This window comes from Streptomyces umbrinus (genome assembly GCF_030817415.1).
GTDB lineage: Bacteria > Actinomycetota > Actinomycetes > Streptomycetales > Streptomycetaceae > Streptomyces > Streptomyces umbrinus_A.
Map to the genome: position 1 here is coordinate 2,330,567 of NZ_JAUSZI010000002.1, position 23,429 is coordinate 2,353,995.

Annotated in this window: 7 protein-coding genes and 10 pseudogenes; 8 read left to right on the forward strand and 9 right to left on the reverse strand. The window is 67.3% G+C overall.

The genetic code is table 11. From position 1 onward, the window contains the following. Positions 1–33: 33 nt before the first annotated feature. Positions 34–2,247 (reverse strand): annotated as a pseudogene (locus QF035_RS10915) (polymorphic toxin-type HINT domain-containing protein); the annotation flags it as partial. A 194-nt stretch (positions 2,248–2,441) separates the two neighbouring features. Here QF035_RS10915 and QF035_RS10920 point away from each other — a divergent pair. Further along, positions 2,442–3,650 (forward strand): ISAs1 family transposase, encoded by a 1,209-nt coding sequence (locus QF035_RS10920; RefSeq protein ID WP_307519909.1) that lies wholly within the window; start codon positions 2,442–2,444, stop codon positions 3,648–3,650. 4 nt (positions 3,651–3,654) lie between these two features. Here the strand turns inward: QF035_RS10920 and QF035_RS10925 are convergent. The 5 genes and pseudogenes from QF035_RS10925 to QF035_RS10945 all read right to left on the reverse strand — a co-directional run. Then, positions 3,655–5,280: pseudogene (locus QF035_RS10925) on the reverse strand (RHS repeat-associated core domain-containing protein); the annotation flags it as partial. A 32-nt stretch (positions 5,281–5,312) separates the two neighbouring features. Beyond that, a pseudogene (locus QF035_RS10930) lies at positions 5,313–6,212 on the reverse strand (IS3 family transposase); the annotation flags it as partial. Between the two features lie 14 nt (positions 6,213–6,226). Then, a complete protein-coding gene (locus tag QF035_RS10935) occupies positions 6,227–6,514 on the reverse strand; it encodes a transposase (RefSeq protein WP_123471932.1) in 288 nt (95 codons plus the stop codon). A gap of 92 nt (positions 6,515–6,606) precedes the next feature. After that, positions 6,607–9,324: pseudogene (locus tag QF035_RS10940) on the reverse strand (RHS repeat-associated core domain-containing protein); the annotation flags it as partial. Between the two features lie 112 nt (positions 9,325–9,436). After that, positions 9,437–13,132: a LamG-like jellyroll fold domain-containing protein gene (locus tag QF035_RS10945; protein ID WP_373466627.1), complete on the reverse strand. Its 3,696-nt coding sequence runs from the start codon at positions 13,130–13,132 to the stop codon at positions 9,437–9,439. 672 nt (positions 13,133–13,804) lie between these two features. Here QF035_RS10945 and QF035_RS10950 point away from each other — a divergent pair. Further along, the gene (locus QF035_RS10950) at positions 13,805–14,521 is read left to right on the forward strand and encodes a helix-turn-helix domain-containing protein (protein WP_307519911.1); all 717 of its coding nucleotides are present in this window, start codon (positions 13,805–13,807) and stop codon (positions 14,519–14,521) included. 227 nt (positions 14,522–14,748) lie between these two features. On the opposite strand, the pseudogene QF035_RS56230 reads toward QF035_RS10950, so the two are convergent. Next, positions 14,749–15,036, reverse strand: a pseudogene (locus tag QF035_RS56230) (helix-turn-helix domain-containing protein); the annotation flags it as partial. A 237-nt stretch (positions 15,037–15,273) separates the two neighbouring features. Here QF035_RS56230 and QF035_RS55690 point away from each other — a divergent pair. The 5 genes and pseudogenes from QF035_RS55690 to QF035_RS10970 form a co-directional block, all read left to right on the forward strand. Further along, positions 15,274–15,447: pseudogene (locus QF035_RS55690) on the forward strand (transposase); the annotation flags it as partial. Beyond that, positions 15,428–15,562, forward strand: a pseudogene (locus tag QF035_RS55695) (hypothetical protein); the annotation flags it as partial. The pseudogenes QF035_RS55690 and QF035_RS55695, both read left to right, overlap by 20 nt. 95 nt (positions 15,563–15,657) lie before the next feature. After that, a pseudogene (locus tag QF035_RS55700) lies at positions 15,658–15,930 on the forward strand (transposase); the annotation flags it as partial. A gap of 686 nt (positions 15,931–16,616) precedes the next feature. Beyond that, positions 16,617–19,463: an AfsR/SARP family transcriptional regulator gene (locus QF035_RS10965; RefSeq protein ID WP_307519913.1), complete on the forward strand. Its 2,847-nt coding sequence runs from the start codon at positions 16,617–16,619 to the stop codon at positions 19,461–19,463. 365 nt (positions 19,464–19,828) lie between these two features. Next, positions 19,829–20,389 (forward strand): hypothetical protein, encoded by a 561-nt coding sequence (locus QF035_RS10970; protein WP_307519914.1) that lies wholly within the window; start codon positions 19,829–19,831, stop codon positions 20,387–20,389. 353 nt (positions 20,390–20,742) lie between these two features. Here the strand turns inward: QF035_RS10970 and QF035_RS10975 are convergent. Then, positions 20,743–21,894: pseudogene (locus QF035_RS10975) on the reverse strand (IS701 family transposase); the annotation flags it as partial. 301 nt (positions 21,895–22,195) lie between these two features. Further along, positions 22,196–22,696: pseudogene (locus tag QF035_RS10980) on the reverse strand (IS701 family transposase); the annotation flags it as partial. Positions 22,697–22,797: 101 nt separating this feature from the next. Between QF035_RS10980 and QF035_RS10985 the strand changes: the two are divergent. Further along, on the forward strand, positions 22,798–23,421 hold the full coding sequence (locus QF035_RS10985) for a hypothetical protein (RefSeq protein WP_307519915.1): 624 nt from the start codon (positions 22,798–22,800) through the stop codon (positions 23,419–23,421). Positions 23,422–23,429: the final 8 nt, after the last annotated feature.

Consider the following 23,429-nt stretch of genomic DNA (forward strand, 5'->3'; position numbering starts at 1 on the left):
GATGACATTACCGGAGGAGTCCGCAACGAACCGCGGGCACGACGAGTTGTGTACGAGTACCGGCGTGGCCCCCGCCAGCACATAGTACGTGTGGAGGCCTTCGACGGTGAGGTTGTAGGTGATGGCGTGCTTAGTGAAGGGCTTGTTGCCGGTGACGATGACAGTGTCGCCGTCGTCGGTGCGCAGGGTCATGCCCGGTTCGAGGTCACCTGCTTCGACCCAGCCCTTCTCCGAAGGTGACCAGAAGGGATGCTCGTGGGTTGCCGTGAGCTTTTCAATGCCATCCTCGGTGGCGATGGACAGCGTGTTGAAGTGCTTGTCATCCTCGGTGCGGATGAGGCGAGTGACCTTCCTGGGCCCGGTTTCCCCAGTCTTTGGATCGGTTGCAAGGACTGTATCGCCAACCTTGACGTCCTTGATGGGTTTTGTCTTTCCGTCGGAAAGCAGCACGTTCGTGTCACCAGGGAAGCACTTGCAGCCGTACGAACCTCCCCCGACGCCCATCGCTACCAACTCAAGGGCTTGACGCATGGAGCCGGCAGTAAATTCCTCCCAAGTCGCCTCTGATGCGCATGCCTTTGCGTGTTCAAGGCAGTATGTCGCCGCTATTCGCTTCGCACCGTCCACGTCATCGTGGCCAAGCAAGTAGCTATGTGCCGCCCGGCACCCAGCTCGCCCATAACAGGCCATGGACAGTCGGTCGCCCTCTCCCACCGCGGTTGCCCAGAAGTCACCAGCTCCCGATGTTCCACTGCCGTAGGCGTAGAAGTAACGCAGCAGGGCGTCGCGATCATCTGTCTGCGGTCCAAGCTCCAGCAAACGCTTTTCAACTGACTTGCCGCAGCCACTGTTGCAGGGGTGGTACGGGCGCGGCTTGCTGTAGTCGACGGCTTCGTTGGGACGTCCGTTGCCTGGTGTTCCGTCAGGCCGCGTGGGGCAGGCTTCAGCAAAATTGCCACCGCAGGCGAGGCGGAGGCCGCTGGGGTCGCTGAACGTGAGGGGGTTGTTGGCGCTGTATCCGTAGCCGTTGAGTGTTTGGTGTTTGTCGGCCTCGAGGAGGGGGTCGACGCTGATGAATTGGCCGATGGCGGGGTCGTATTGGCGGGCTCCAATGTGGGTGAGGCCTGTGGTGATGTCGTTGGTTTTGCCGAGGAATCCCTTGTCGTCGGGCCAGGGGTTTCCGGTGGGCCTACCGCGCTCGGCGCCGAAGGGGCTCAGGTAGCGCTTGCTCGGGGTTTGGGTGTTGTCGGCGGTGATGGCCAGCGACTGGGTGCCGTGGTGGTCGCCGGCGAGGTAGGTCAGCTTGTTGGCGCCGGTTGCGTTGGAGCGGACTGCAGCCGACCCGTAATAGCGCTGGGCCCACAAGGTGCCATTTGCCTTGAGGTGCAGCTCCGTTGTACCGGCGTAGAGGACACGTTCTCCGCCCTGGGTGGTGCGGACGAGGATGGAGCCGTCAGGGCCGTAGAGATAGTCGGTGGTTTTGCCGTCTTCAGTTAGTTTGGCGAGCTTGCCCTCTTCGGACCAGAGAAGCTCCTGCGTTGTGTTCGGGCCGGGGCGCCTGGTGGTGTTGCCGGTGTCGTCGTAGCTGTAGGTGCGATCGGGGTTGGTGCAGTCGGCTTTGGTGCTGGTGCCGGTGAGAGCGTGCGGCTGGGTTGCTTTCTCGTGGCAGTAGGTGGTGTTGGTGTTGCCAGTGGCCTTGTGTGTGGTCTCCAGGCGGCGCTGGCCCGCGCTGTTGTACTCATACGAGGTCCAGTACGGGGCCGGCCCGGACAGGCTGGCGGCGCTGCGGGGATCGGAGCACTTCTGCGAGCTGGGGGTCCAGGCTTCGGTCAGGCGGCGGTGGCCGTCGTAGGTGAAGCACTGGGTTTCCGCGCCGCCGCCGAGGGTGGAGGTGTCGGCGATGGAGGTGACGTTGCCGGCCTGGTTGTAGCTGTAGTTGAGGTCCTGAAGCGGGCTCGGGTGAGCTTGGGCGTTGATGTAGCTGCGGGTGACGCGCCCGGTGCCTTCTTCGAAGGTGTTCGCGAGGTAGCTCTTCTTGGTTTCCTCGTTGTTGGCGGTGCCCAGGGTTTGCAGGTCGACCTGGCCGAGCGCGGTGTAGTGCGTGTCGAGGATGTAGCCGGTGCTGCCGCCGAGTGTGGTGGGCTGACCGAGGCCGTTGTAGCCGTACTCAACGATTTCGGAAGGCAGTCCCCCCAGCGCAGGTTCCTTGGTGTTCTGGAGGGTTCCGTCGATGTTGTAGTAGCTGGAGTACTCCAGCGTCTGCGGGGCTCCGGCCTTGACGAACAGGGCGGTTGCAAGTTCCGGGGGCGTGCGGCTGGTCGGGCTGTGACCGGTTGGGGTGCATAACAGGGCAGGCACGGGCTTCGTGATCATTGTGGTGTCTAAGCCCGATGATCATGAGGTGGCCCGTGCCTGCCGCTGTATCTTCTCCCATTCCCGCCGTGTTGGTGAAGCTGGGTCCGTTGGATGCCGGTCGGGTCGCTGACCTGCGCCTCTACTTCGACTCGGTGCCCGACCCGCGCTCCCGGCGGGGCCGGTGGTACTCGCTGACATCGATCCTGCTGGTGTGTGCCTGCGCGGTCGTCTCGGGAGCGAGGAGCATCGACGAACTCGCCGAGTGGGGCCAGCGTGCTTCGAACGCACTGCTGACAGTCATCGGGATCCGGCGCCACCTGCTCAGATGGCGGCGCACTCCGTCGCCGGCCACGATCGGCCGTGTGCTGGGGGCTGTTGACGGTGACGCCCTGGACCGGGCGGTGGGCGCCTACCTGGCCGACCGGCATCGCGCTGCCACCGAGCCCGACCAGGCGCCGTCGCCGTCCGCGTCCGGGCGGCCGCGCGTGATCGCTGTCGACGGCAAAGCACTCAAGGGATCAGCCCGTCTCACCGCGACGCGCCGGCATCTGCTCTCCGCGGTCACTCACGGCACCGTCGTGACCCTCGCCCAGGTGGAGGTCGGCGCGAAGACGAACGAAACCACACACTTCCAACCGCTCCTGGCACCGCTGGACCTGGCCGGCACCGTCGTCACCTTCGACGCCCTGCACTCGGTCAAGACGAACATCTCCTGGCTGGTCGAGGCCAAGAAGGCCCACTACATCGCCGTGATCAAGACCAACCAGCCGACCGCCCACAGCCAGCTCGCGGCCCTGCCGTGGCGGGACATCGCCGTCCAGCACACCGCCTCCGCCTCCGGGCACGGCAGGCGCGAGTCCCGCTCGATCAAGACCTGCGCCGTCGCGGACGAACTCGGCGGGATCGCCTTTCCCCACGCCCGCCTGGCCATCCGCGTCCACCGCCGCCGCAAGCAGACCGGCAAGCGCGAGACCCGTGAGAGTGTCTACGCCGTCACAAGCCTCGACGCCCACCAAGCCCGCCCCTCCGAACTGGCCACCGCGATTCGCGGGCACTGGGGAGTGGAGAACTCCTCGCACCACATCAGGGATGTCACCTTCGCCGAGGACGCCTCCACCGTCCACGCCGGAACCGCACCACGGGCCATGGCGACCCTCCGCAACCTCGCCATCGGCGTGCTGAAAACCCTCGGAGCCGACAACATCGCCAAGACCACCCGGGCGATCCGCGACGAACCCCAACGAGCACTCCCCATCCTGGGCATCACCAACGATCCGGACACCTACGGAACTTGATCAAGCCCTGCTTGACGAAGGGGTCATTGGCAGGAAGGTCCAGCTTGGTGGCCGTGGGGCGGTTGAGGCTGTCGTAGACGGTGACCGTCTGGGTGTAGGCCTGGCCCGCCTTGCCGCCGACATAGCGGGTGGAGGTGGCTGGCTGTCCCTTGCCGTTGAGGACGGTGTCGTAGGTGTAGCCGGTGAGCTGGGTGGCATCCGTCTGCGAGCCCGCCCAGGTGCCCTCGATGCGGCCGATGGCGTCGTAGTCGGTCACGACCGACTTGCCCTCGGCGTTGGTGGCCTTGATGGCCTGGTCGAGAATGTTGTAGTCGGTGTCCGTGGTGCCCGTATCCGGATCCGTGGCCTTGTCCAACCGCCCGTACAAGTCGTAGGTGTAGCCCCACTCGGCCTTGTCGGGGCCCGTGATCGTCAGCGGCTTGCCGTCCAGCGTGAAGCCGAACTTCGTGGAGGTATAGGTGGCACCGAGGCTGTCGCCGTAGTCGCTGTCGGTAGGGTTGTTGCCCGCATACTCGCGGGTTTCTACGGTGCGCCCGAGGGCGTCAGTGATGGTCCGGGCGGCCGATCCTCCGTCGAGCGCCGAGGTGGCGGTGGAGTCCCCGGTGTAACTGGTGGACGTGGACCACTTCTTGACGCCCATGACCAGCAGGCTGCTGGTGACCGGGCGGCCTGCGCCGTCGAAGCCAGTCTCGGTCTGGTTGGGGGCCTTGCCGTAGGCGGCGCGGGCATACTTGCCGTTGGGCGTGCTGAGGATGTCGAAGATGTCCGCGTGCGTCTCGTAGGCCAGACCGCGGGTGTCGTAGCGAGTGTCCGTCAGTAGCCGTCCGCCCTGTGGGGTCGGGGACTGGGTCTGCAGCGGCCTCAGCAGCGCGTCATAGATTGCGTAGCTGGTGTTGTAGGTGGTGCCGTCCTTCTTCAGGGCCGAGCTCGACACCCAGGACTGGCTCTTGTTGTCGATGTGGTAGGCGAACTTGCTGTTGGGGCCCTGGGTGCCGCTGTCCCGGTTGGGCAACCACACATCGGTGAGACGGCCGAGAGCGTCGTAGGCGAGTTGCGTCTTCTTCGTGTTCGCGTCGAAGCTGCGCAGCACCAGACCACGGCGCGCATCAAGGTAGCTGATGCCCTTGAAGCCCTTGGCGTCCGTTGAAATGGTCTTCGTCAACGGGCCGGCAGTGGCGGGCGTGTAGGCGGTGGTGGCGGGAGGGATGGTGCTGTCGGCGCCGCTCACGCTGGTAGCACGGCCGAGTTCGTCGTACGCGGTGGCGGAGACCTTCTGCCAGGTGACCACGGCGGTCGAGCTGTAGGCCTTGGCGCGACCGGTCCAGGTGGCCAAGCCCTTGGTCGGCTTCATCGTCGAGGAGTACGCGATGTTGTCGTACGCGGTGGCGGTGTCCGACAGGACATCGCCGCGCTCGGCGTCGTCCGCCGGCAGGGCGAGGTCCTCGTTAGCCACGGCGCAGGGCTTGCCGACGGTGCGTGAGCGTGAGACCAGGCTGGTCAGCCCCGCCTCGTCGTTGCGGGCATACCAGGTGACCTGGCAGGTTTCGTCTCCGGTCTTGGCGTCGTCACCGCGGTCTTCGACCTTGTTCGCCATCCCGTAGTCGTCGTAACTGGTGGCCACAGTGTGGGTGAAGTTCCCCCCGCGAACTGGACAGCGGGTGTTTACGCTGCCGGGGCGAGGTTCTGCCTGAGCAGGGATCTCGTTTCGAGCGGGGTGACGTACCCGTAGTCGGGGTGCCGACGGAGTCGGCTGCGGTTGTACTCGACCTCGATGTAGCGGAAAACGTCGGCCCGGGCCGCCTCGCGGGTCTCCCACACGGTCGTCCCGATCTCCGCTTTCAGGATGGCGAACCAGCTTTCCGCGGCGGCGTTATCGTAACAAGAGCCGACGCGTCCCATCGACTGCCTCATGCGCAACTTGCCTATTTCGGTGCGGAATTCGTCACTCGTGTATTCACTGCCGCGATCCGTGTGCATGATGCAGCGGTACTCCAGGCCGCCACGCCCGGCCGCCATCCGCAGGGCAGCGACCGGCAGCTCGGCGCGGTGGTGGTCGGCCATCGCCCAGCCGACCACCTCCCGCGTCGCGAGATCGATGCAGGTCGCCAGATACAACTTGCCTTCCAGCGTGACAAGTTCGGTCATGTCTCCGACCAAGCGCATCCCGGGCCGGGGTGCGGTGAAGTCCCGGCCGATCAGGTCGAGCGCGAACACCGCCCGCTTCGCCTGCCGGGTCAGGCCCCGACGCCGGCGGCGGGTGATCCCGGCGATCCGGTGTTTGCGCATCAGCCGCTCGACCTTCTTGGAGTTCACCGCCCGCCCGGCCCGCCGCAGGGCGGCGTGGACACGCGGGGCCCCGTAGGCACCGCGAGATCCGGCATGCAGCACCCGGATCTCGCCCACCAGCACCTCCTCGGCCCGCTCCCGCACCGCCCGGGCCGGCCCTGCCGCCCTGTGCGCGTAGTAGGTGGAACGGGACACCCCCAGCACACGGCACAGAAACGCAACGCTGTGACCTGCGAGATTCCCCTCCGATGCCTTCTCCGCATCGATGAGGTGACACCGTGCCGCGGTGCCTACCTCATCTTGTCCTGAGCGAAGAAGGCGGTCGCTTTTCCCAGAACCTCGATCGTGGCCTCCTGCTCGCGGACCTTCCGCCGCAGCCGGACCAGCTCCTCACGCTCCGCAGTGGTCAAAGCCCCGGCGGGCCCCTCACCGCGGTCGATCTTCGCCTGCTTCACCCACCCGCGCAGCCCTTCCGGACTCACGCCCAGATCCCTCGCCACCTCGGTGACCGTCTTCTCCGAGGACAACGCCAAGGCGACCGCGTCCCGCTTGAACTCGGCCGTGTACCGCTTACTCATGTTGCTCTTCTGGCTCACTACCTGTGACTGCTTCCTCCGGGACCATCCGTCCCAGTATCAAGCTGTCCGACCGGCAGGGGGAACCTCAGGGCGCGCCACTTCTTCGCGGCGGTCAGATAGGTGTGGGTGGTGGTCTGTTTGGTACGGACGTAGCGGGCTGCGTGGTCGGCCGCATCGGGCACGGTCTGGCGTGCGGTCTCCTTGGACCACGGCTCGTTCACCTGCGCGCCGATGGCGGTAGCACCGTCGTAGGTGACCTGCTGGCGCAGTTGGCCGGCGTACTGGTCGCTGTCGGCGATCCCGGCGACGCCGAGGGAAGGCGCCGCGAGGGGAGCGAGGGTGACAGAGCGGGTGGTGCCGTCCTTCTTCTTGTCACCGTCCATACCCTGCATGAACAGCGACACAGCCTTGGAGCGGGTGGTGCTCTCGGCGCCCGTGTACGCAGTCACCTGCCGGTAGCCGCGCCAGTCCGACCAGGTCCGCTCGTCCTTGGGGGTGAACGGGTCGTCGCTGTGATGCCAGGCCGCACCGGAGTAGTCGTAATGGTGCTCGACTGCCTCGTTCTGCGCGGTCGGGTCGGCCACGGTGACGGCCAGGACGCGGTACTTGTGGAACCAGTCCACCGATGCGTTCTCGGCGCCGTTGATGTTCCAGTACTGCGGATAACAGGAACGGGTGTTGGTGTCCTCCGGTGCGGTAAGGACTTCGCTGCGCTTGCACTCCGGGGACGACAAGTTGACCGTCGTGATGGCCCCGGTCTCCGAAGTGACGGTGGAGATGCGGTGCCGCTTCATCGGCAGGATGTCATCCGTGCCGTCCACCCGGTTCGGCCGCAACTGGTACGTGAACGAGATCGGGTTGACCGGGATATCAGTGCCGGCCTTGGCCGTCCGTTTGATCGACTCCAGGACCAGTACGTGGTCGGAGGTGTCCCCGATGTCGCCTGCGTCCTTGTAGTCCTGGCCCAGCGTCCAGGAGTCCACCGGGTCGTAGGCCTTCGCGGTGGCGTTCCAGGAGTGGGTGTTGATGCCTGTCAGCCGCTTGCGGGAGAAGAAGGACGGGCCGGATGCGTTGCACTCGGTGTCACCATCCGAGCAGATCGTGTCGAACGGGACGTCCGGCCAGTTCTTGGCAGTGTCCTTGGTCAGCTCGGCACAGGCGCCGACGGTGCAGCGTTCGGCGTGGTCGAGGGTGACCCTTGCGTCGGCGTCGTCGGTGAACAGGGCGTCCTTGCGCAGCCCGTACTTGATTTCCTTGAGGTAGCCGCCGCGGGTGTAGGAGGCGTTGGCCGTGGTCGCCTTGTTCTTCTTGTAGTGGTTGGATTCCTTCGTGTACCAGTAGGTGGAGACGTTGCCGCTGGTGTCCTCGACGGAGTCGAGGTTCCACCGCCAGGCCTGGGTCAGCGCCCGGTCGGCGAATGCGTCACCCTTCTCATAGCCCGGCTCGCCACTGTCGTCGCCGAACACCGGCACGGTCCAGGTGGAGTTGGTGCGTTGGTCCGTCGCACCGTCGAGCTTGTTCAGGCCGAAGACGTACTTGGTGCCATTACCGGTGATGACGGTCCAGTACTCGCCGTCCTTGCCGGTGTCGCCCTGGTCTCCGTTGTCGGCCCCGGTGGAGCGGGTCACCTTGGAGGCGTCATCACCGGAAAGACGCCACACACTGTCGCTCACCTTGATCAGACGGTTGGACTTGCCGTCCAGGACCAGCTGGGCGTTGTCGTATTTCCAGCAGCGGTCGTACGTGTCCGCGTGGCCGTCCTTGTCGCAACGGCCGTAGCTGCGTTCGATGTAGGAGTCCGAGATGCTGAAGCCCTCGCCGACCGCGCTGCCCTGGTTGTTGGTGGTGGCGGTGCGTCCGTCGATGCTCCCGGAGTCATACAACAACGACACTCCGGGAGCGGGCCCAGCCGCCGCGGGCGGCAGGGTGAAGTCGTAGGACCAGGTGAACGAGCCGGAGCTGCCGCCCGCCTGCCAGGCTGTCGAGTTCGACAGGGCGGTGGCGGAGTAGTCGCCCGTGCCCTTGGGATTCTGACCACTCACGGCCGCGGCGGTCACCGCCAGCACCACCGCATCCGAACCGGCTGACGCCTGCTTGCCTACTTCGGCTGCGGGGAGCGTCACCTGCGCCGAGACGCGCTGCTCAACGACATCATTGGCCGACTTCAGCGGGGTCTGCTCGCGGCATTCGGGCTTCTCTGGCGTGGTGAGGACGCAGGCGGGCAGCTGCACCAGGTGCAGGCGCTCGGCCCAGCCGCCACCCACTGCGGAGGCGAACTGACCATAGCCGACCTGAATGTTGGCCGCGCCTGCTTCGTCGGCGGTGGCGGTCAGCAGGACGCCGGTGAGGGCGGCCTTGCGGGCAGCCTTCTGGTCCAGGACGGTGATGCGGGCCTGGCCGTCGGCAGCCTGTGCCTTCTTGCTCGCCTTCGGGTTCAGGGTGACCGGCATGCCGCTCGGTGCGGCCTTGATCGCCTGGGCGCCGGCCAGGTCGAGGGTGGCGGTGCCCTGCTTGGGCCAGGTGGCCTTCTGCTCCTGGCGGGCCTCGTCTCCTTGGGCATCATTGGCCCTGCGGTCCTTGGCGACCTTGGCGCGGGCCTCCTTGGCACCCAGCTCGTCCATCACCTTGACCTTGGTGACACGCTGCTCGGGCAGGTCCGGCTTGCCCAGCCCCTTGTCCTCGGCCACCGCCACGGTGGTCTGGCCCACCGGGGCCAACAACGCGGCCGCCAACGTGGTCACCACCAAGGTGCGGCCCCAGCGCCGACTCTCCACTCTTCGGCGCCTTGAGGTGCCTATGCCAAACGCCATCAGATCTACCCCGCCCAGTTCATGAAGAAGGAAAGTGACTCAAGTCGTGTACGCGGCCGCACTGAGGAGCCGCGGGGTGGGCCGGGCTTTGGCCCGGCCCACCTATCGCAGGTCAGTCGCCGACGTGGGCGTCGATCTGTTCGGAGCTGGCCATCGCACCGGCCCACAGCCGGACATCGGAGATCCGGGCCGGTAGGTAGTGCTTCCAGGTGCCGCCGTCGAAGGCCTTGCCGATGGCGAAGTCGCCGGTGCCGAGCTTGACGCTGTAGGCGGTGTTGTCGCCGTTTTGGTTGTGACCCAGGTACAGGCTGATCGTGCCGTTCAGCGAGTCGTAGATTCCGGTGAGCCTGACAGGGCTGTCCAGGGCGGCTACCTCGTCGGAGACCACGGAGCTGAACGTGCCGTCCGCGTTGAGCCGACCAAAGTGCCAACGGCCCGAGGGGGTGACCTTTTCGATGTCCTCGCCGGTGTCCGGATCGGGGACGGTTTCGGTCTTCTTGCCGGTCATCTCGAACCACAGGCCCCAGGAGGCGCCGTCCGTGGTGCGCTGGCCGAGGACTTGGCCGATGTAGCCGATGTTCTTGGTGGCGAGCTGGGCGCTGTTCAGGCTGACCGAGGTGGACACGGTGAACGCCGCATGGTCATACACCAGCGGACCAGGCGCAGTTGACGCGTCGTCGACACCGTCCAGCACGATCTCCCCGCCGCTCAGTGAGGCTCCGCCCTGCAGGGTCAGGTTCTTGCCGTAGCCGGAGGTGGAGTCCGCCACGGTGGTGCCGCTGCCGCGGGAAGCGTCCCAGTCCGCCACCATCTCCACCCCCGCGAATTGAGCCGAGGTCTGCAGTTTCGCCTCGTCGTCGATGAGTTCGCCGGACAGGGCCCGCTGCCAAATCGCGATCTCGTCGATGGAGCCGGGGAAGTAGTTGCTGTAGCTGGTGCCACTGGCGCTCTGAAGGCGGCCGAACTGCAGTGGCCCGTCGGAGGCAATCGTCTTGGACACTGCCACCGGGTCGCCCTGTCGGCGGGCGTCCACGTAGAACGCCAGCTGCCCGGTGTCCGGGTCATAGGTGGCCGCGAGATGGGTCCAGACGTTGGGCTGAGCCTCGTACACCGAGTACCTGCCGGTGAAACTGGTGGAGTCGGCGTTACGTACGCCGAAGTACCACTTCTTCTGTGAGGCGATGTACCACAGCGCGAACGGGTTGCCGTCCGGACCCTTCTGCCCCAGCACCGCCGCGTCCTTCGCCATCGAGTCCAGGCGCACCCAGGCGGAGATGGTATACGCGGCGCGGGGCTCGAAGACGGGGCCGTTGGTGGCGGCATTTCCGGAGCTGCCGTTGAGAGCGAGGCCCTTGTCGGTGATCACGTCCGTTAGCGGAAGCCCTTCTGCGTCATGCGTGATCTGCCCGCGCCGGCCCCGGTCGTCACGGACCGCGCCGCCCGCCAGCGTGGCGTTGTGCCGCGTGGTGCCGCTGGCCGTCCCCGTGTCGATCGCCGCACCGCTGGCTTCGTCAAATCGCCAGCGCCCGAGGGGCCCTTCACCCGAGTTGACCAAGAAATCCACGGTGCTCTGCGCGCCGGGCCTCCCCTCTTCTACGTTGTCGACAGCCCGGACATAGATGTGGTACGTACCTGAGCGCGGTGGTGTGAACGTGGCGGATTTCGCTGTGGTGCGGGTCCAGGCGGCCGCGGACGACATCTTGTACTCGTAGGCGACCACGTTCGTGTCCCCGCTGGCCGGAGCGAAGGTGAACGTCGCCTTCTGTCCGGGACCGCCCTTGGCCGCGCAGCTGTCCGGCAGGCACGGGGTGTAGGGGGCGCCGAGGGTGACCTGGGGTGCCTTGGGGGCGGTCTTGTCGACCTTGAAGTAGCACCAGCCGGTGGTCGAGGCATTCGATGGGCCGGCCAAGTGGCTCTTGCCGCCGTTGTAGTACGACTGCACCCACGCCCGGTACCGGTACAGCTTGGCATCGGCCAGTGTCGACCAGGTGATCGTTTGCTTCTTGCCGTCGCCGGCATACGCGTCGCCCGAGGGCCGCACGTCACCATTGCCGGCAGTCGTGTCCGACCAGGTCTTGTCGGTGTTCTGGTGATCCAGATCGAAGAAGATCTTCAGCTGGGCCTCCCGCTCACCACCCGGCTTGGTCTGCGTGGTGGCCGCCAGGCCCGGGGTCGGATCGGAGACGATCGCCGGGTCGGATGCGTCCTTCTCACACACCGTGCCCGTCCCGGTGACCAGGCCCACGCCGGTGGGCTTGTCCGGCAGGCCGACAAAGTTCACCTCGAGGACCGCATCGTTGCGAAATCGCTTCCACGCCGAGGTGTCCGTCTCGTCGTGCGCCTTGATCATCAGGGTGAGGTTCTTGAACTTGCCCGCCGCGAAGTCCCGCACGGTCGGGGTCAGGTTCTCGTTGGACTCCTCGGGGTTGTCGTTGAACTCGATCGGCGCGTCCGGAGAATCCGGATCGCACAACGAGCCCCGGCCCGCCGACACATGTCGGTCCCCCATCGTGTCCCAGCCGCCGGGACGTGAACTCCAGGTGGTGGCGGAGGAGATGTTGTCGCTGGTGCGGATCAGGTCCACCCAGCGCGGGTCGCACTGGAACGCCCAAGGTTCGGTCACCCGGAACGTGGCGTCCAGGACCTTCTTGCCCTTCAGCGCGGCCGGGGAGAACTCGAAGTAAAGCCGCTGCACATAGCCCGGCCCGCAGTAGTAGTTGTTCCAGATGCCGCACTTGCCCGCGCCCTTGCCCAGGTCGTCCTCGCCGTTGCCCCAGGCGTAGTCCTCGTAGCCGTCCGAGCGCAGCAGGGTGCGCTCGGATTCACTCCACGTGATGCTGGGGTCGATGAACAGCGGGTACGCCGACGCGGCCGTGCCGGTCAGCATCTTGGTGTCCGGCACGATCTCCAGGGAGCCCTCGTCGACCTGCACGTCCATGGGGGACACCACATCGCCCTGGCCGGGCTCCAGTCCCTCGCCCGACGGGGCTGCTTCCGACGGGTCCGACGGTTGGTCGGCCTCGGCCAACGCGCTCTTGGCCGCCGCGGTCGGGGCCTGACTGACGTCCTGGCCCGCCGAGTCCCACATCTGGGCCCGCGGCGCCTTGAACACCGCCTGGCCATCGCCGTCCACCGCGGCCAGATTGCCTGCCGCGCCCTCCCGCACGTTCAGGCCCGCGGTCTTCAGTCCGAAGGTGAGCTTCTTCAGTTCCTCACTCGCCGCGGCCTGGGGAGTCTTCACCACCAGCACATGCTGGAAGCTCTCCACCGTCGCGGTCACCTTCAGGTCGACGCCCGGGAGGACTTCGGGGTAGAGGGCGCTGGCACCGCCCAGCTGCGGTTCGGGCAGCTCGCCCGGCCACTTCAGCTCCAACGAGCGGCCCCGACTGGCGATCCGCGCCAGCGGATCACCATCGCCACCGCCGGAGAACACCATCTGCGGTGCCGCCGCCTTCGGCGCCACCGAACCATCCGCGCGCTTCTCCAGCGTCGCGTCCGGCGCCTGCCAGCCCCCGCCGGGCTTGGCCACCCGCACCGGAACCGAGGACTCGCGCAGCGTGAACGAAAACCCGTCAGGGTTGGCGAGGACAGTCGTGCGCTCAGAGCGCTCGCTGGCCACCTCGACCTGTGTGCCGGAGGCCTGCGCCTCGGCCAGCGCCTTTTGCCCCTCCGAAAGTCCCGGAGCTTCCACCGCCGCGACCGCCCCTGCCGAGCTGACCGGCACCACCACTGCGGAGACAAGTACCGCAAATAAAGCAGCACCCCCTCCAACCCCACGTCTGGCACGTCTTCCACTGAGACGCCCCACAAGATTTGTCCACCCCACGAGTTGAACCCCGCCCCCCGAGTCACAACATCTTCAAAAAGTGAAGGCGATTGAACGCCCATGACTGACCACCGTCAAGGGTTATGTCCACTTACAGCCGAACTCTCAGACCCGGAAAACCACACGACAACGGAGCGTTCTAAGGAACCAACGACAGGTCAGCCACCCAGCAAAACCGACATATTCAGGGGCGATTCAAGCCACCATTGCCCCGCTCTCACGGGAAGCGAACCGACCCCCACCCGGCGCACCGAACGCACATTCTGCGCACAGAATGGCCACAAGTCGCCGATGCCGACGTCAGGTCGCCTATGCACCGTCCCCGACCAGCCATTCGGTCCGCACTCAGCAGCCCGGATCCACGAGCGGCGCGCCGAAGGCTCGACACCCACAGCCACGCCTGACGAATCACTCTGACGTGGGCCGACACCGATCCGCTGCCGGCGCTTGACTTCCTGCCCGCGTCCGAGCGTCCATGGTCGTGGCCGACCCGCCGCGCCGATCACGGACCACCCCGATCGCCTACGCCGTCGACCATGTCCGCCCGGAACACCCGCGATGCGCACGCGTCGGGCGACACCAGCGGCCCCACGGGACCGCATCCCCGGCCGGGGACCTCACCCGCTTCATCCCCGCAGGAAACGAGGCCCCTTCATGTCCGACACCACAATCGCCGAGCAGCTGGCGGACCTGTCCCCCGCCATTCTCACCATCTACACCCAACTGGTCACCTTCACCGAACCAGCCACCGTCGACGACATCGCCCAGGCAGCAAAAACCGCCCGCTCCAGCACCTTCAAGGCCCTCGTCACTCTCGAAAAACGCGGCCTCGCCCACCGTGACCGCGGCATCCAGAACGGCCCCAACCGCTGCCCCGACCTCTGGCGCGCCAACCACACCAAGGCCGCCCCGACGCCCAACTGGGCCCCGGCCCAGGAAGAACCGACAGCACCCGCACCCACCAGCCAACCCGTCGCGGACACCACCAAGCCAGCAACGGAGCCGGACCAACCCACCGCGAACGCCCCCGAGGAGAAGAGCGACACGACGGTGCCCGCCCAGGCTGTCCCAGCCGCGACCCTGCCCGCCCAGCGGACCGAACCCTCACAACCGTCCCACCGTGCCCCCACGACTGCCCTGACCGGCGGAACCAAGCGCCTCGCCCCCGGAGGTCTTCGCCAGCTCGTCATCGACCATCTCAACGCACACCCCGGCGAAGCCTTCACCACCACCAGGATCAGCCGCACGATCGACCGCTCCTCCGGCGCCATCAACAACGCCCTGGAAAAGTTGGTCAGGCAGGACATTGCCGAGCAGGTGAGCGAACGCCCGCGCACCTACCGTCTGGCAACGCCGGAACACAACGGATAACAGACCGGCCACAGCGAACCGAGCTAGCCCCCAGGGAAGTTGGGAACCAGCCCGGTTCGCTGCGACAACCTTGCAGACTGACTGAGCGCAGTCGTGGCAGGGGTATCGGACGCAACTGACCCCGAACGCTGCCTGGCTGCCGCACCGGGCGTCGACCATGGACGCTCCGTCTCGGGCACGCCGTCAAGCCGCGGTCTTGAAGTCCGGCACGAGGCGGCAATGGCGTGATCACCACCGCTCACGAGCGGGCCCCGCTTCAACTCCCGCTCCAGCCGCTCCCACTGCGACCGGCTCAGTCGTTCCACCGAGACCGGCCCCTTCGAGCGCAGGGCGTCCGCACCGCCCTGCTCCCACTCCCGCCGCCAACGCCGCACCGACCGCGACGTCACCCGAAGCTCCCGTGCGACGGCCTCGGACTTCTCCCCACGAGCGAACCGCTCGGCCGCCTCCAAGCGCACCCGTTCCCGCTTCTCCTGCTGCTTGGGCGTCAGCCCGCCCCCATGCGCGTACCGCATGACGACGTCGTACCGCAACGATCAAGAACCGTCACGGGCCCCGGACTCCGCGAGTTCAACCTGAGTATCTATTGGGGCCGTTATCGGGCCTTGATCCCAGAGGGCTGTAGGGGCCGCGACTTCGTGAGCGTTGGCTCCTACGAGCTCGTAACACGATCTTGTTGAAGTACCCTGGTTAGGCGTGACCGGTGGGGTGATTCGGCCGTTCGTGGGGGTGTGAGCACTCGGCCGTGGATCGTGGACGACGACTTGTGGGTTCTGATCGAGCCGCTGCTGCCGCCCTGGCCGGACAAGTCGCCGGGGCCTCGTCCGGTAGCTGATCGGCTGTGTCTGCAGGGCATCCTGTACGTCCTGCACAACGACATAGCCTGGCAACTGCTGCCGCTGGAGCGTGCGTGGACGGCTCCCACATCCGCGCGAAAAAGGGGGAGCCGACACCGGTCCGTCGCCGGTCGACCGGCGGAAGACGGGCAGCAAACACCACTTGATCTGCGACGGACGCGGCACCCCGCTCAAGGTGATCACGACTGCGGCGAACGTCAACGACGTCACGCAGACTCTTGCCCTGGTCGACGGCATCCCGCCCGTCGCCGGCCGCCCGGCCGTCCACGCAGGCGTCCGGAGGCTCTGCTCGGCGACAAGGGCTACGACTCCAACCCCAACCGGGAAGAGCTTCGCAAGCGTCGGATCCTGCCGGTCATTTCCCGTAAGGGCGCCCCGAACATCCAGGGCATGGGCAAGCTCCGCTACGTCGTGGAGCAGACCTTCGCTCTGCTCCACCAGTTCAAACGGCTCGCTGTCCGGTGGGAACGCCGAACCGAACTCCACGACGCGTTCGTCTCCCTCGCCTGCGGCCTCATCTGCTGGCGGCGCCTCAAGAAATACCGATCATGATCGTGTTACGAGCTCTTAAACGAAAATACACTGGGTCCGTGCAGACAGACACGGACCCAGTGGTCACTCAATGAGTGATCGTCTTCACCTGACAGGTTTCGCAGCTCTTGTGCTCTGTCTTCGTGAACGTGTATCCGCTGGGGGTCGGAGCGTCAGCTTTTCTAGCGTCATGAATCCAACTGCTCGTGCGGGCAGCGCCCCCAGCGGTGGGCCTCATAGTCACCCGCAGCCAGGCATGGCCGGAGCAACTGCCTGAGAGCTTCTGGGTGTACGCGTAGTGGTGCTCGCTGTATCCCGTGTACGCACAGCTACCACGGGTCAGGTCAACCGACCCAGCGTGCGCCTGCGCCGTGGTGGCAGTGAAGAGGGCGAGGCTTGTTGCTGCCCCCGCTGCCAAAAGTCCCCGAGTGATGTTGGGCCTCAATCGCGCCATTGATTCCTCCGCCTCGTAATTGATGAGGTCATGCGTGGACGGCTGGGCTGTCCACGGTGATTTCGGTGGACAGCCCGTGTACCTGTGACTCCCCCCCGGCGTCACAGGCTGCTGGTCACACGGTGCGGCACGGATGTGGCCAATAACCTTGCGAGAACCTTGCGTGGCTGGTCAGCGGGTGGTTGGGTGGGGGGGCCGGTGTTGGCGGGGGGCCGCACCCGAGAGGCGGGCCATACAGAGCAGCGTCGGGGGCATGGTGGATTTTCTGCTGCTGGGGCCGGTGGAGTTACGGGTCGCTGACCGCTCGGTGGATCTGGGTCCGGCCAAACAACGCACAGTCCTGACGGTGTTGTTGGTGGACGCGGGCCGCTGGGTGGCGGTGGAGACGCTGATTGACCGAGTCTGGGGTGAAGACCCGCCCGCTCAGGTTCGCGCCTCGATCTACGCTCACATTGCCCGGATCCGCCGGATGCTGGCGGGCACGGCCGCACGCCTCGACGGCAGTACTGACGGCTCTGCCGCAGGGCCGCAGCTGCTGCGTGGCCCGGGGGGTTACCTGCTCGACATGCCGCCCGACCAAGTCGATCTGCACCGGTTCCGCCGTCTGGTCGAGCAGGCCCGCAACCCGGGCCAGCCGGATGCCTCGCGGGCGGCCCTGCTGCATGAGGCGCTCGGGCTGTGGCGCGGCGAGCCGCTGGCCGGGCTGTCCGGTGCGTGGGCGGCACGCACCCGGGACAACTGGCGGCAGCAGCGCATCGACGCGGTCGCGGCCTGGGCCGACGCCGAACTCCGCGTGAACAATCACGCGGGGGTGATCGGTCCGCTGACTGCCCTGGTCAACGAACATCCGCTGGTCGAGCCGCTCACGGTGGCGCTGATGCGGGCGCTGCAGGCCGCCGGGCGCGGCCCGGAAGCCCTGACCTGCTACACCGCCCTGCAGAAACGGCTGACCGAGGAGCTCGGCACGGACCCGGGCGCCGAGGCGCGGCAGATGCACCAGGCAGTCCTGCGCGGCGAACCCGCCCGGCCCACAGCCCCCAGCACACCGGAGCCCGCCGACGCGAGGCTCGGCCGGTCAGTCCCGGCGCAACTGCCTTTGGCAACGCGGGGGTTCGTCGGCCGGGAAAAGGAGCTGGCCCAATTAGACGGGATCCTGGCCGCGGCGGCGGCGGCGGGGCGGCCGACCGCGGTGGTGGTCTCGGCGGTGTCCGGGACGGCGGGGGTGGGCAAGACGGCGCTGGCGGTGCACTGGGCCCACCGGGTAGCCAACCGCTTCCCCGGCGGCCGGCTGTATGTGAACCTGCGCGGCTTCGACGTCTCCGGTGCGGCGGTGACGCCGGACCAGGCGGTGCGAGGCTTCCTCGACGCGCTGGGCGTACCAGCCCAGCGCGTCCCGGCGGAGCCGCAGGCGCGGGTGGGGCTGTACCGCAGCCTGCTGGCCGGACGGAGAGTGCTGGTGGTGCTGGACAACGCCCGCGACGCGGAACAAGTCCGCCCTCTGCTGCCCGGTACGGCCGGCTGCCTGGCCGTGGTGACCAGCCGCAACCGGCTCGCGGGCCTAGTCGCCGCCGAGGGCGCCCACCCGATCCCCCTGGACCTGCTCTCTCCGGCCGAGGCCCGGGACCTGCTGGCCCACCGCCTCGGCGCGCACCGGGTGGCAGCCGAGCCACAGGCTGTGGAGGAAATCATCACCCGGTGTGCCCGGCTGCCGCTGGCCCTGGCCATCGCGGCCGCCCGCGCCGCCACCCGGCCCACCCCCTCGCTCGCAAGCCTGGCCAGCGAGCTACGCGCCGCCGACGGTGGCCTGGAGGTGTTCACCGGTGACGGCGACGACCCGATGACCGATGCGCGCACGGTGTTCTCCTGGTCCTACCAAGCCCTGGGGCCCGGCGCGGCCCGGCTGTTCGCCCTGCTGGGCCTGCACTCCGGCCCCGACTTCTCCGCCCCCGCCGCCGCCAGCCTCACCGGCCTCACGCTCCATCAGGTACGGCCCTTGCTGGCCGAACTGGCCCGTGCCCACCTGGTCACCGAACACACCCCCGGCCGCTACACCCTCCACGACCTGCTGCGCGCCTACGCCACCGAGCAGGCCCACATCCTGGACCCCGACACCGAACAGCGCCCGGCCATCAACCGCATACTCGACCACTACCTGCACACCGCCCACGCCGCCGACCACCTGCTCAACCCGCACAACGCCCCCATCACCCTGGCCCCACCCCGCCCCGGCGTGGCCCCCGAGCAGATCGTGGATCACGCGCCGGCAATGGCCTGGTTCACCGACGAGCACACCGTCCTGCTCGCCGCCGTACAACAGGCCGCCGACGCCGGACTGGACACCCACACCTGGCAGCTGGCCTCGGCCCTGACCACCTACCTCCAGCGGCGCGGCCACTGGCACCACTCTCTGACCACCCTGCGCACCGCGCTGGATGCCACGCAGCGCCGACCCGAGGGGCCCGGCCACGCCCACATCCAGCGTCGTCTCGGCAGTACGTACCTCCTGCTGGGCCGCCACGGCGACGCCCAGCCCCACCTGCAACGCGCCGTCGAACTCTTCGGCGACCTCGGCGACCGCACCGCCCAAGCTCATGCCCACCTCGATCTTGGCGCCGTCCTTATACGCCAGGACCACTACCACCAGGCACTCCACCACGCCCAGCAGGCCCTGGACCTGTACCGCTCCACGGCCCACACCGCCGGAGAGGTCAGAGCCCTCAACGCAATCGGCTGGTGCCACGCCCAACTCAGCGACTACCAACGGGCCCTCACCCACTGCCAGCAAGCCCTGCACCTGCTGAAGGACATCGGAGACCTCAGCGGCGAAGCAGCCACCTGGGACAGCCTCGGCTACGCCCACCACCACCTCGGCCAGCACCACCAGGCCGTCGACTGCTACCACCAGGCCCTGAAGCTGTACCGGGACCTCGGCGACTCCTACAACGAAGCCGACACCCTCGTCAGCCTCGCCGACACTCACTACGCCACCGGCCAGACAGCCACGGCCCGCGACACCTGGCAGCGCGCCCTGACCATCTTCGACGACCTCGACCACCCCGACGCCGAACAGATCCGCACCAAACTGAACGCAGTCACGTGACCACCACCACTCAACGAACGGCTCCGGCCCACGATGCGCGCTCCGTCCCTATTCCGGCCGGGGAGTGTCAGGGTCCATCAGGGCCTCGAACCCCTCCTGCCAGCGGGCAGGGTCTACGCTGTGGCTCGCGGCCACCGCACTATCTTGAAGAGTCCACACGCCTCACCAAGATCACGCGGTGGTCGTCCTGTTCCCGCGACTAACGACGAGATCACGGAGTCCTGCTGGTACTGCGGTCCTGGACCCGATGGATCCCGCGCCCAAGATTGCCGGACACCGGCAATGCGCAAAGATCCGCCGCGCATGCATGCTGATGTCTGCCGGCAGACACGGGGGTGTCAGTGGAAGCAACCACAACCCGCAGCGTGGCGCGTGCACGTATGGGATCGGGCCTGGCGGTGACGGTCCTTCTGCTGCCTTTCGGCGGCTATGGGCTGGCCAGGGCGGGGGTAGTCCCCGAAGGCGCACCGATCGTGCTCGGCCTGCTGTCCGTGATCGCCAGCTTCGTCCTCCTACCCGCACTGTGCGAGGAGCGAGCCCCGTTCCGGCACTCATCGTCGCACCTGACTGCGCACACCTTGACCGGCGAACGGTCCGTCGACCTCAACCAGATCACCACCGTCCGGCTGCTGACGACCTTCTCGTACGGCAGCGCGTACCGGACCCTGCTGGTGCGCGACGCCCACGGTGTGCGCCTGGGTATCACGACCGAGAGAAGCCGCCGGAAGCTGTGGCGATCGATCGAGAAGGCGGACGCGAACGCCGCGCGAGGTATCCCCAAGCCCCGTGTGAGCCGTGCGGCCCGGGCGCATCTGGGCCTTGCCCCAGGGCGAGGGCTCGTCGTCCACACGGTTCTCGCCCTTCTGCTTCTGACGGTGTCCGGGAGCCTGTACGTGGTTGCTGTACTCCGACTCGGCGGGCAGTAAGCCTTACCCGTAATGACTGATGAGCCCGCCACGGCCACTACCACGCCGACTCAACTCGTGATCACGATCTACGGCTGGAGTACTAATACTCCAGTTGCGGTTCTCCATATGCCCTGGTCAGATGGCTCTTTTGGAGTGTAATTGGCTGACGCCTCGTCAGGGCGGCGGTGGTTCGTGACTCACCCGATCGGGGTGCGCGCGGTGCTGATAGTGGCAGTGGCGGGCGACGGCCTGGTGGCGGCGTCGCCATCGGGACCAGTGGAGACGGCGCCGAGGTGAGTGGTGCCGGGCTGCGGAGGAATGGGCAAGGTCCAACAGCCTTCGGATTTCTGCCACGGTGAGGGGAACGAGGCTGCTCGAACCGTTTCTCCGGCCCCCTTTTCGAGGGCATGGGCGGTCATCGCCGCCAGGAAGGCGTGCGCGAGCATGGCCAGGGTGATGTGGCGGTACCAGCCGACGTAGCGGCGGACTTCGTACTGATCCAGGCCGCATTCGTTCTTCGCGGCCTGGAAGCACTCCTCGATGGCCCACCGGGCGCCGGCGACCCGGACGAGTTCGGCTACCGTGACGTCTGCCTGGGCGAAGGCGAGGTAGTAGGCGATCTCCTCGGGACGCGCCAGGCTGCGGCGGGCCAGAACCCAGCGGTAGTGGGTGGGATCGCAACCGTCGATGGTGGGCAGCTTGGCCGCGGCCCAGTCGTGGACCCGCGGCCCCTTCGCCCCGTCCCCGCAGGAGATCCGCTCCCACGCCTCGGCCGGGGCGCCGGCCAGGACATGGTCGATGCGCCAACTGCCCGCAGGCGTCTTGACCTGCTGGGACTTGGGCACCGCCAGGACGTATCCGACGCGGGCCTCCTCCAGGATCTGCCGGAAGTGCCACTCCTGTCCGTAGGCCGCATCGGCGGTCACCCAGGCGATCGGCAGGGCAGAGTCCAGCGCCCGCCGGACCATGGCGCGTGCGAGTTCCGGCTTGGTCGCGAAGGACCTGCCCTCCGGGATTCGGGCGGCGCGGCACCGGTCCGGATCTCCGGTCCAGGACTTGGGCAGGTAGAGCTCGCGGTCCACCAGGGCCCTGCCCTTGGCGGAGGCGTAGGCGGCGAACACCCCGATCTGGCAGTTTTCCGTGCGGCCTGCGGTGCCGGAATATTGGCGTTGTACTCCGGCGGAGATGGTGCCCTTCTTGAGGAAGCCGGTGTCGTCGACGATCAGCACACCGTCCGGCTGCCCGAGCCGCTCAGCAACGTAATTCTGCAGGTCATCACGGATCTCGTCGGGTTCCCACTGGCACCACGACAGCAGCCGCTGCAACCCGTAGGGAGTGGCGTTGCCTGCGTGCTCGGCCAACTGCCAGCTGTTCTTCCGACCTACCGGTCCCAACAGGCCGCGGACGTAGTCCCGCATCCGCCGCCGCGGCTCGACGCGGCCGAACCGCTCTCCCACCCGGAGCAGCAGCGACTCCAACTCGGCATCCCACAGGCCTACTTCGACATCGATCTCCGGCTCCATAACCGGTTCAACGCACCCCGATCGGGTGAGTCACGAACCACCGCCGCCCTGACGAGGCGTCAGCCAATTACACACCAAAAGAGCCACCTGACCAGGGCATATGGAGAACCGCAACTGGAGTACTAATACTCCAGCAGTACTTCGTGGCTTGACCTGGGGGAACGTCGAGCGGTGGGAGTGTAGCGGTCAGTGTGCCGTCATGGACGGCTTCTGCCCGCCCATCCCTCGAAGGAGTGCCCGCGACGGCGATAGTGGCAGCGGCGGGCCACCGCCTGGCGTCGGCGGCGCCAACGCGACCAGCTCAGCGCGCGGGTGCGGGCGCGGGGGACTCGGGGCGCGTGAGCTGCCAGGAGTCTCCGCGCTTCTGCCACAGTGAGCCCGATGACCTCGGCATCCTCACCGGTGGATCCCCCTTTTCGGCTGCTTGCGCGCTCATCGCGGCGAGGGTGATGTGCCGGTACCAGCCCACGTAGCGACGGACTTCGTACTGGTCCAGCCCACACTCGTTCTTCGCTGCCTGGAAAAAACACTCCTCGATCGCCCAGCGGAACCCGGCCACCCGCACCAGCTCGTCCACGCCGGCATCCAGCGGCGCATAGCCGAGGTAGTAGGCGATTTCGTCCGGCCGGCTCACGCTGCGCCGTGCCAGCGCCCACCGTCGACGGATCAACACGCCGTCGTGGTGGTCGTACTCGGTAACCGGGCGCAACTGCACTGCTGCCCAGTCGTACTCGCGCTGCCCCTTCGCTCCCGCGCCACAGGAACGGCGCTCCCATGCCTGATCGGGGGCCTGCTCGAACACCATGTCGATGCGCGGGCCGGCCAGGGAGTGGGACTTCGGGATGGCGAGGACGTAGCCGACTCCGGATGTTCCGGCAGGGTGGACAGGAAGGCTTCGACGTCGTGCACGTCGACGAGGGCCCAGGCGTTCTTGTCCCGTTCATCGACCAGGAAGAGGGCCAGGTCACGCAGGGTGGCCAGGGCCGTCTCCAGGGTGTGGTTGCTGCGAGGACGGGTGCCCGCTCGGCGGGCTCTGTCCTGGGCCCGCATCCGGGAGGTGCTGAAGGCGGCAACGGCTTGCCGCAGCGGTTCGGGAACGGCCTCGATGCGTCGTTGCCGTCGGTCGGCGGCGAGCCGTTCGGCCTGGTCGGTGGGCAGTGCCAGGTGGTGGAGGGTGAAGAAGTCCTCGAGTGCGCGGGCGAAGGAGCCCATCGACCGCCCGGGCCTGCGCGATCTTTCCAGCAGGGCCTGAGGCGAGGTGGAGTGCCCGTCTTCCAGGAGCCGGCCGAGGTCGGTGACGAAGCCGCAGGCTCTGGCGATGCAGTGCCGGGCGGCGACATGAGCGACGAAGTCCCCCAGCCAGGAGGGTGGATCGGCGAGCCGGTCGCGGAGATGTTCCCCGCGGATGAAGGGACGGCCAGGGTGCTTTTGCTAGCAGGCCGAGCACAGCCCCAGTCCGGCATGTCGCCGCAACTGGCCGCACTCGCGGCAGGTCCTCGGAGGCTGTTTCTGCGGCCGGGGCCGTGAACAGTGGC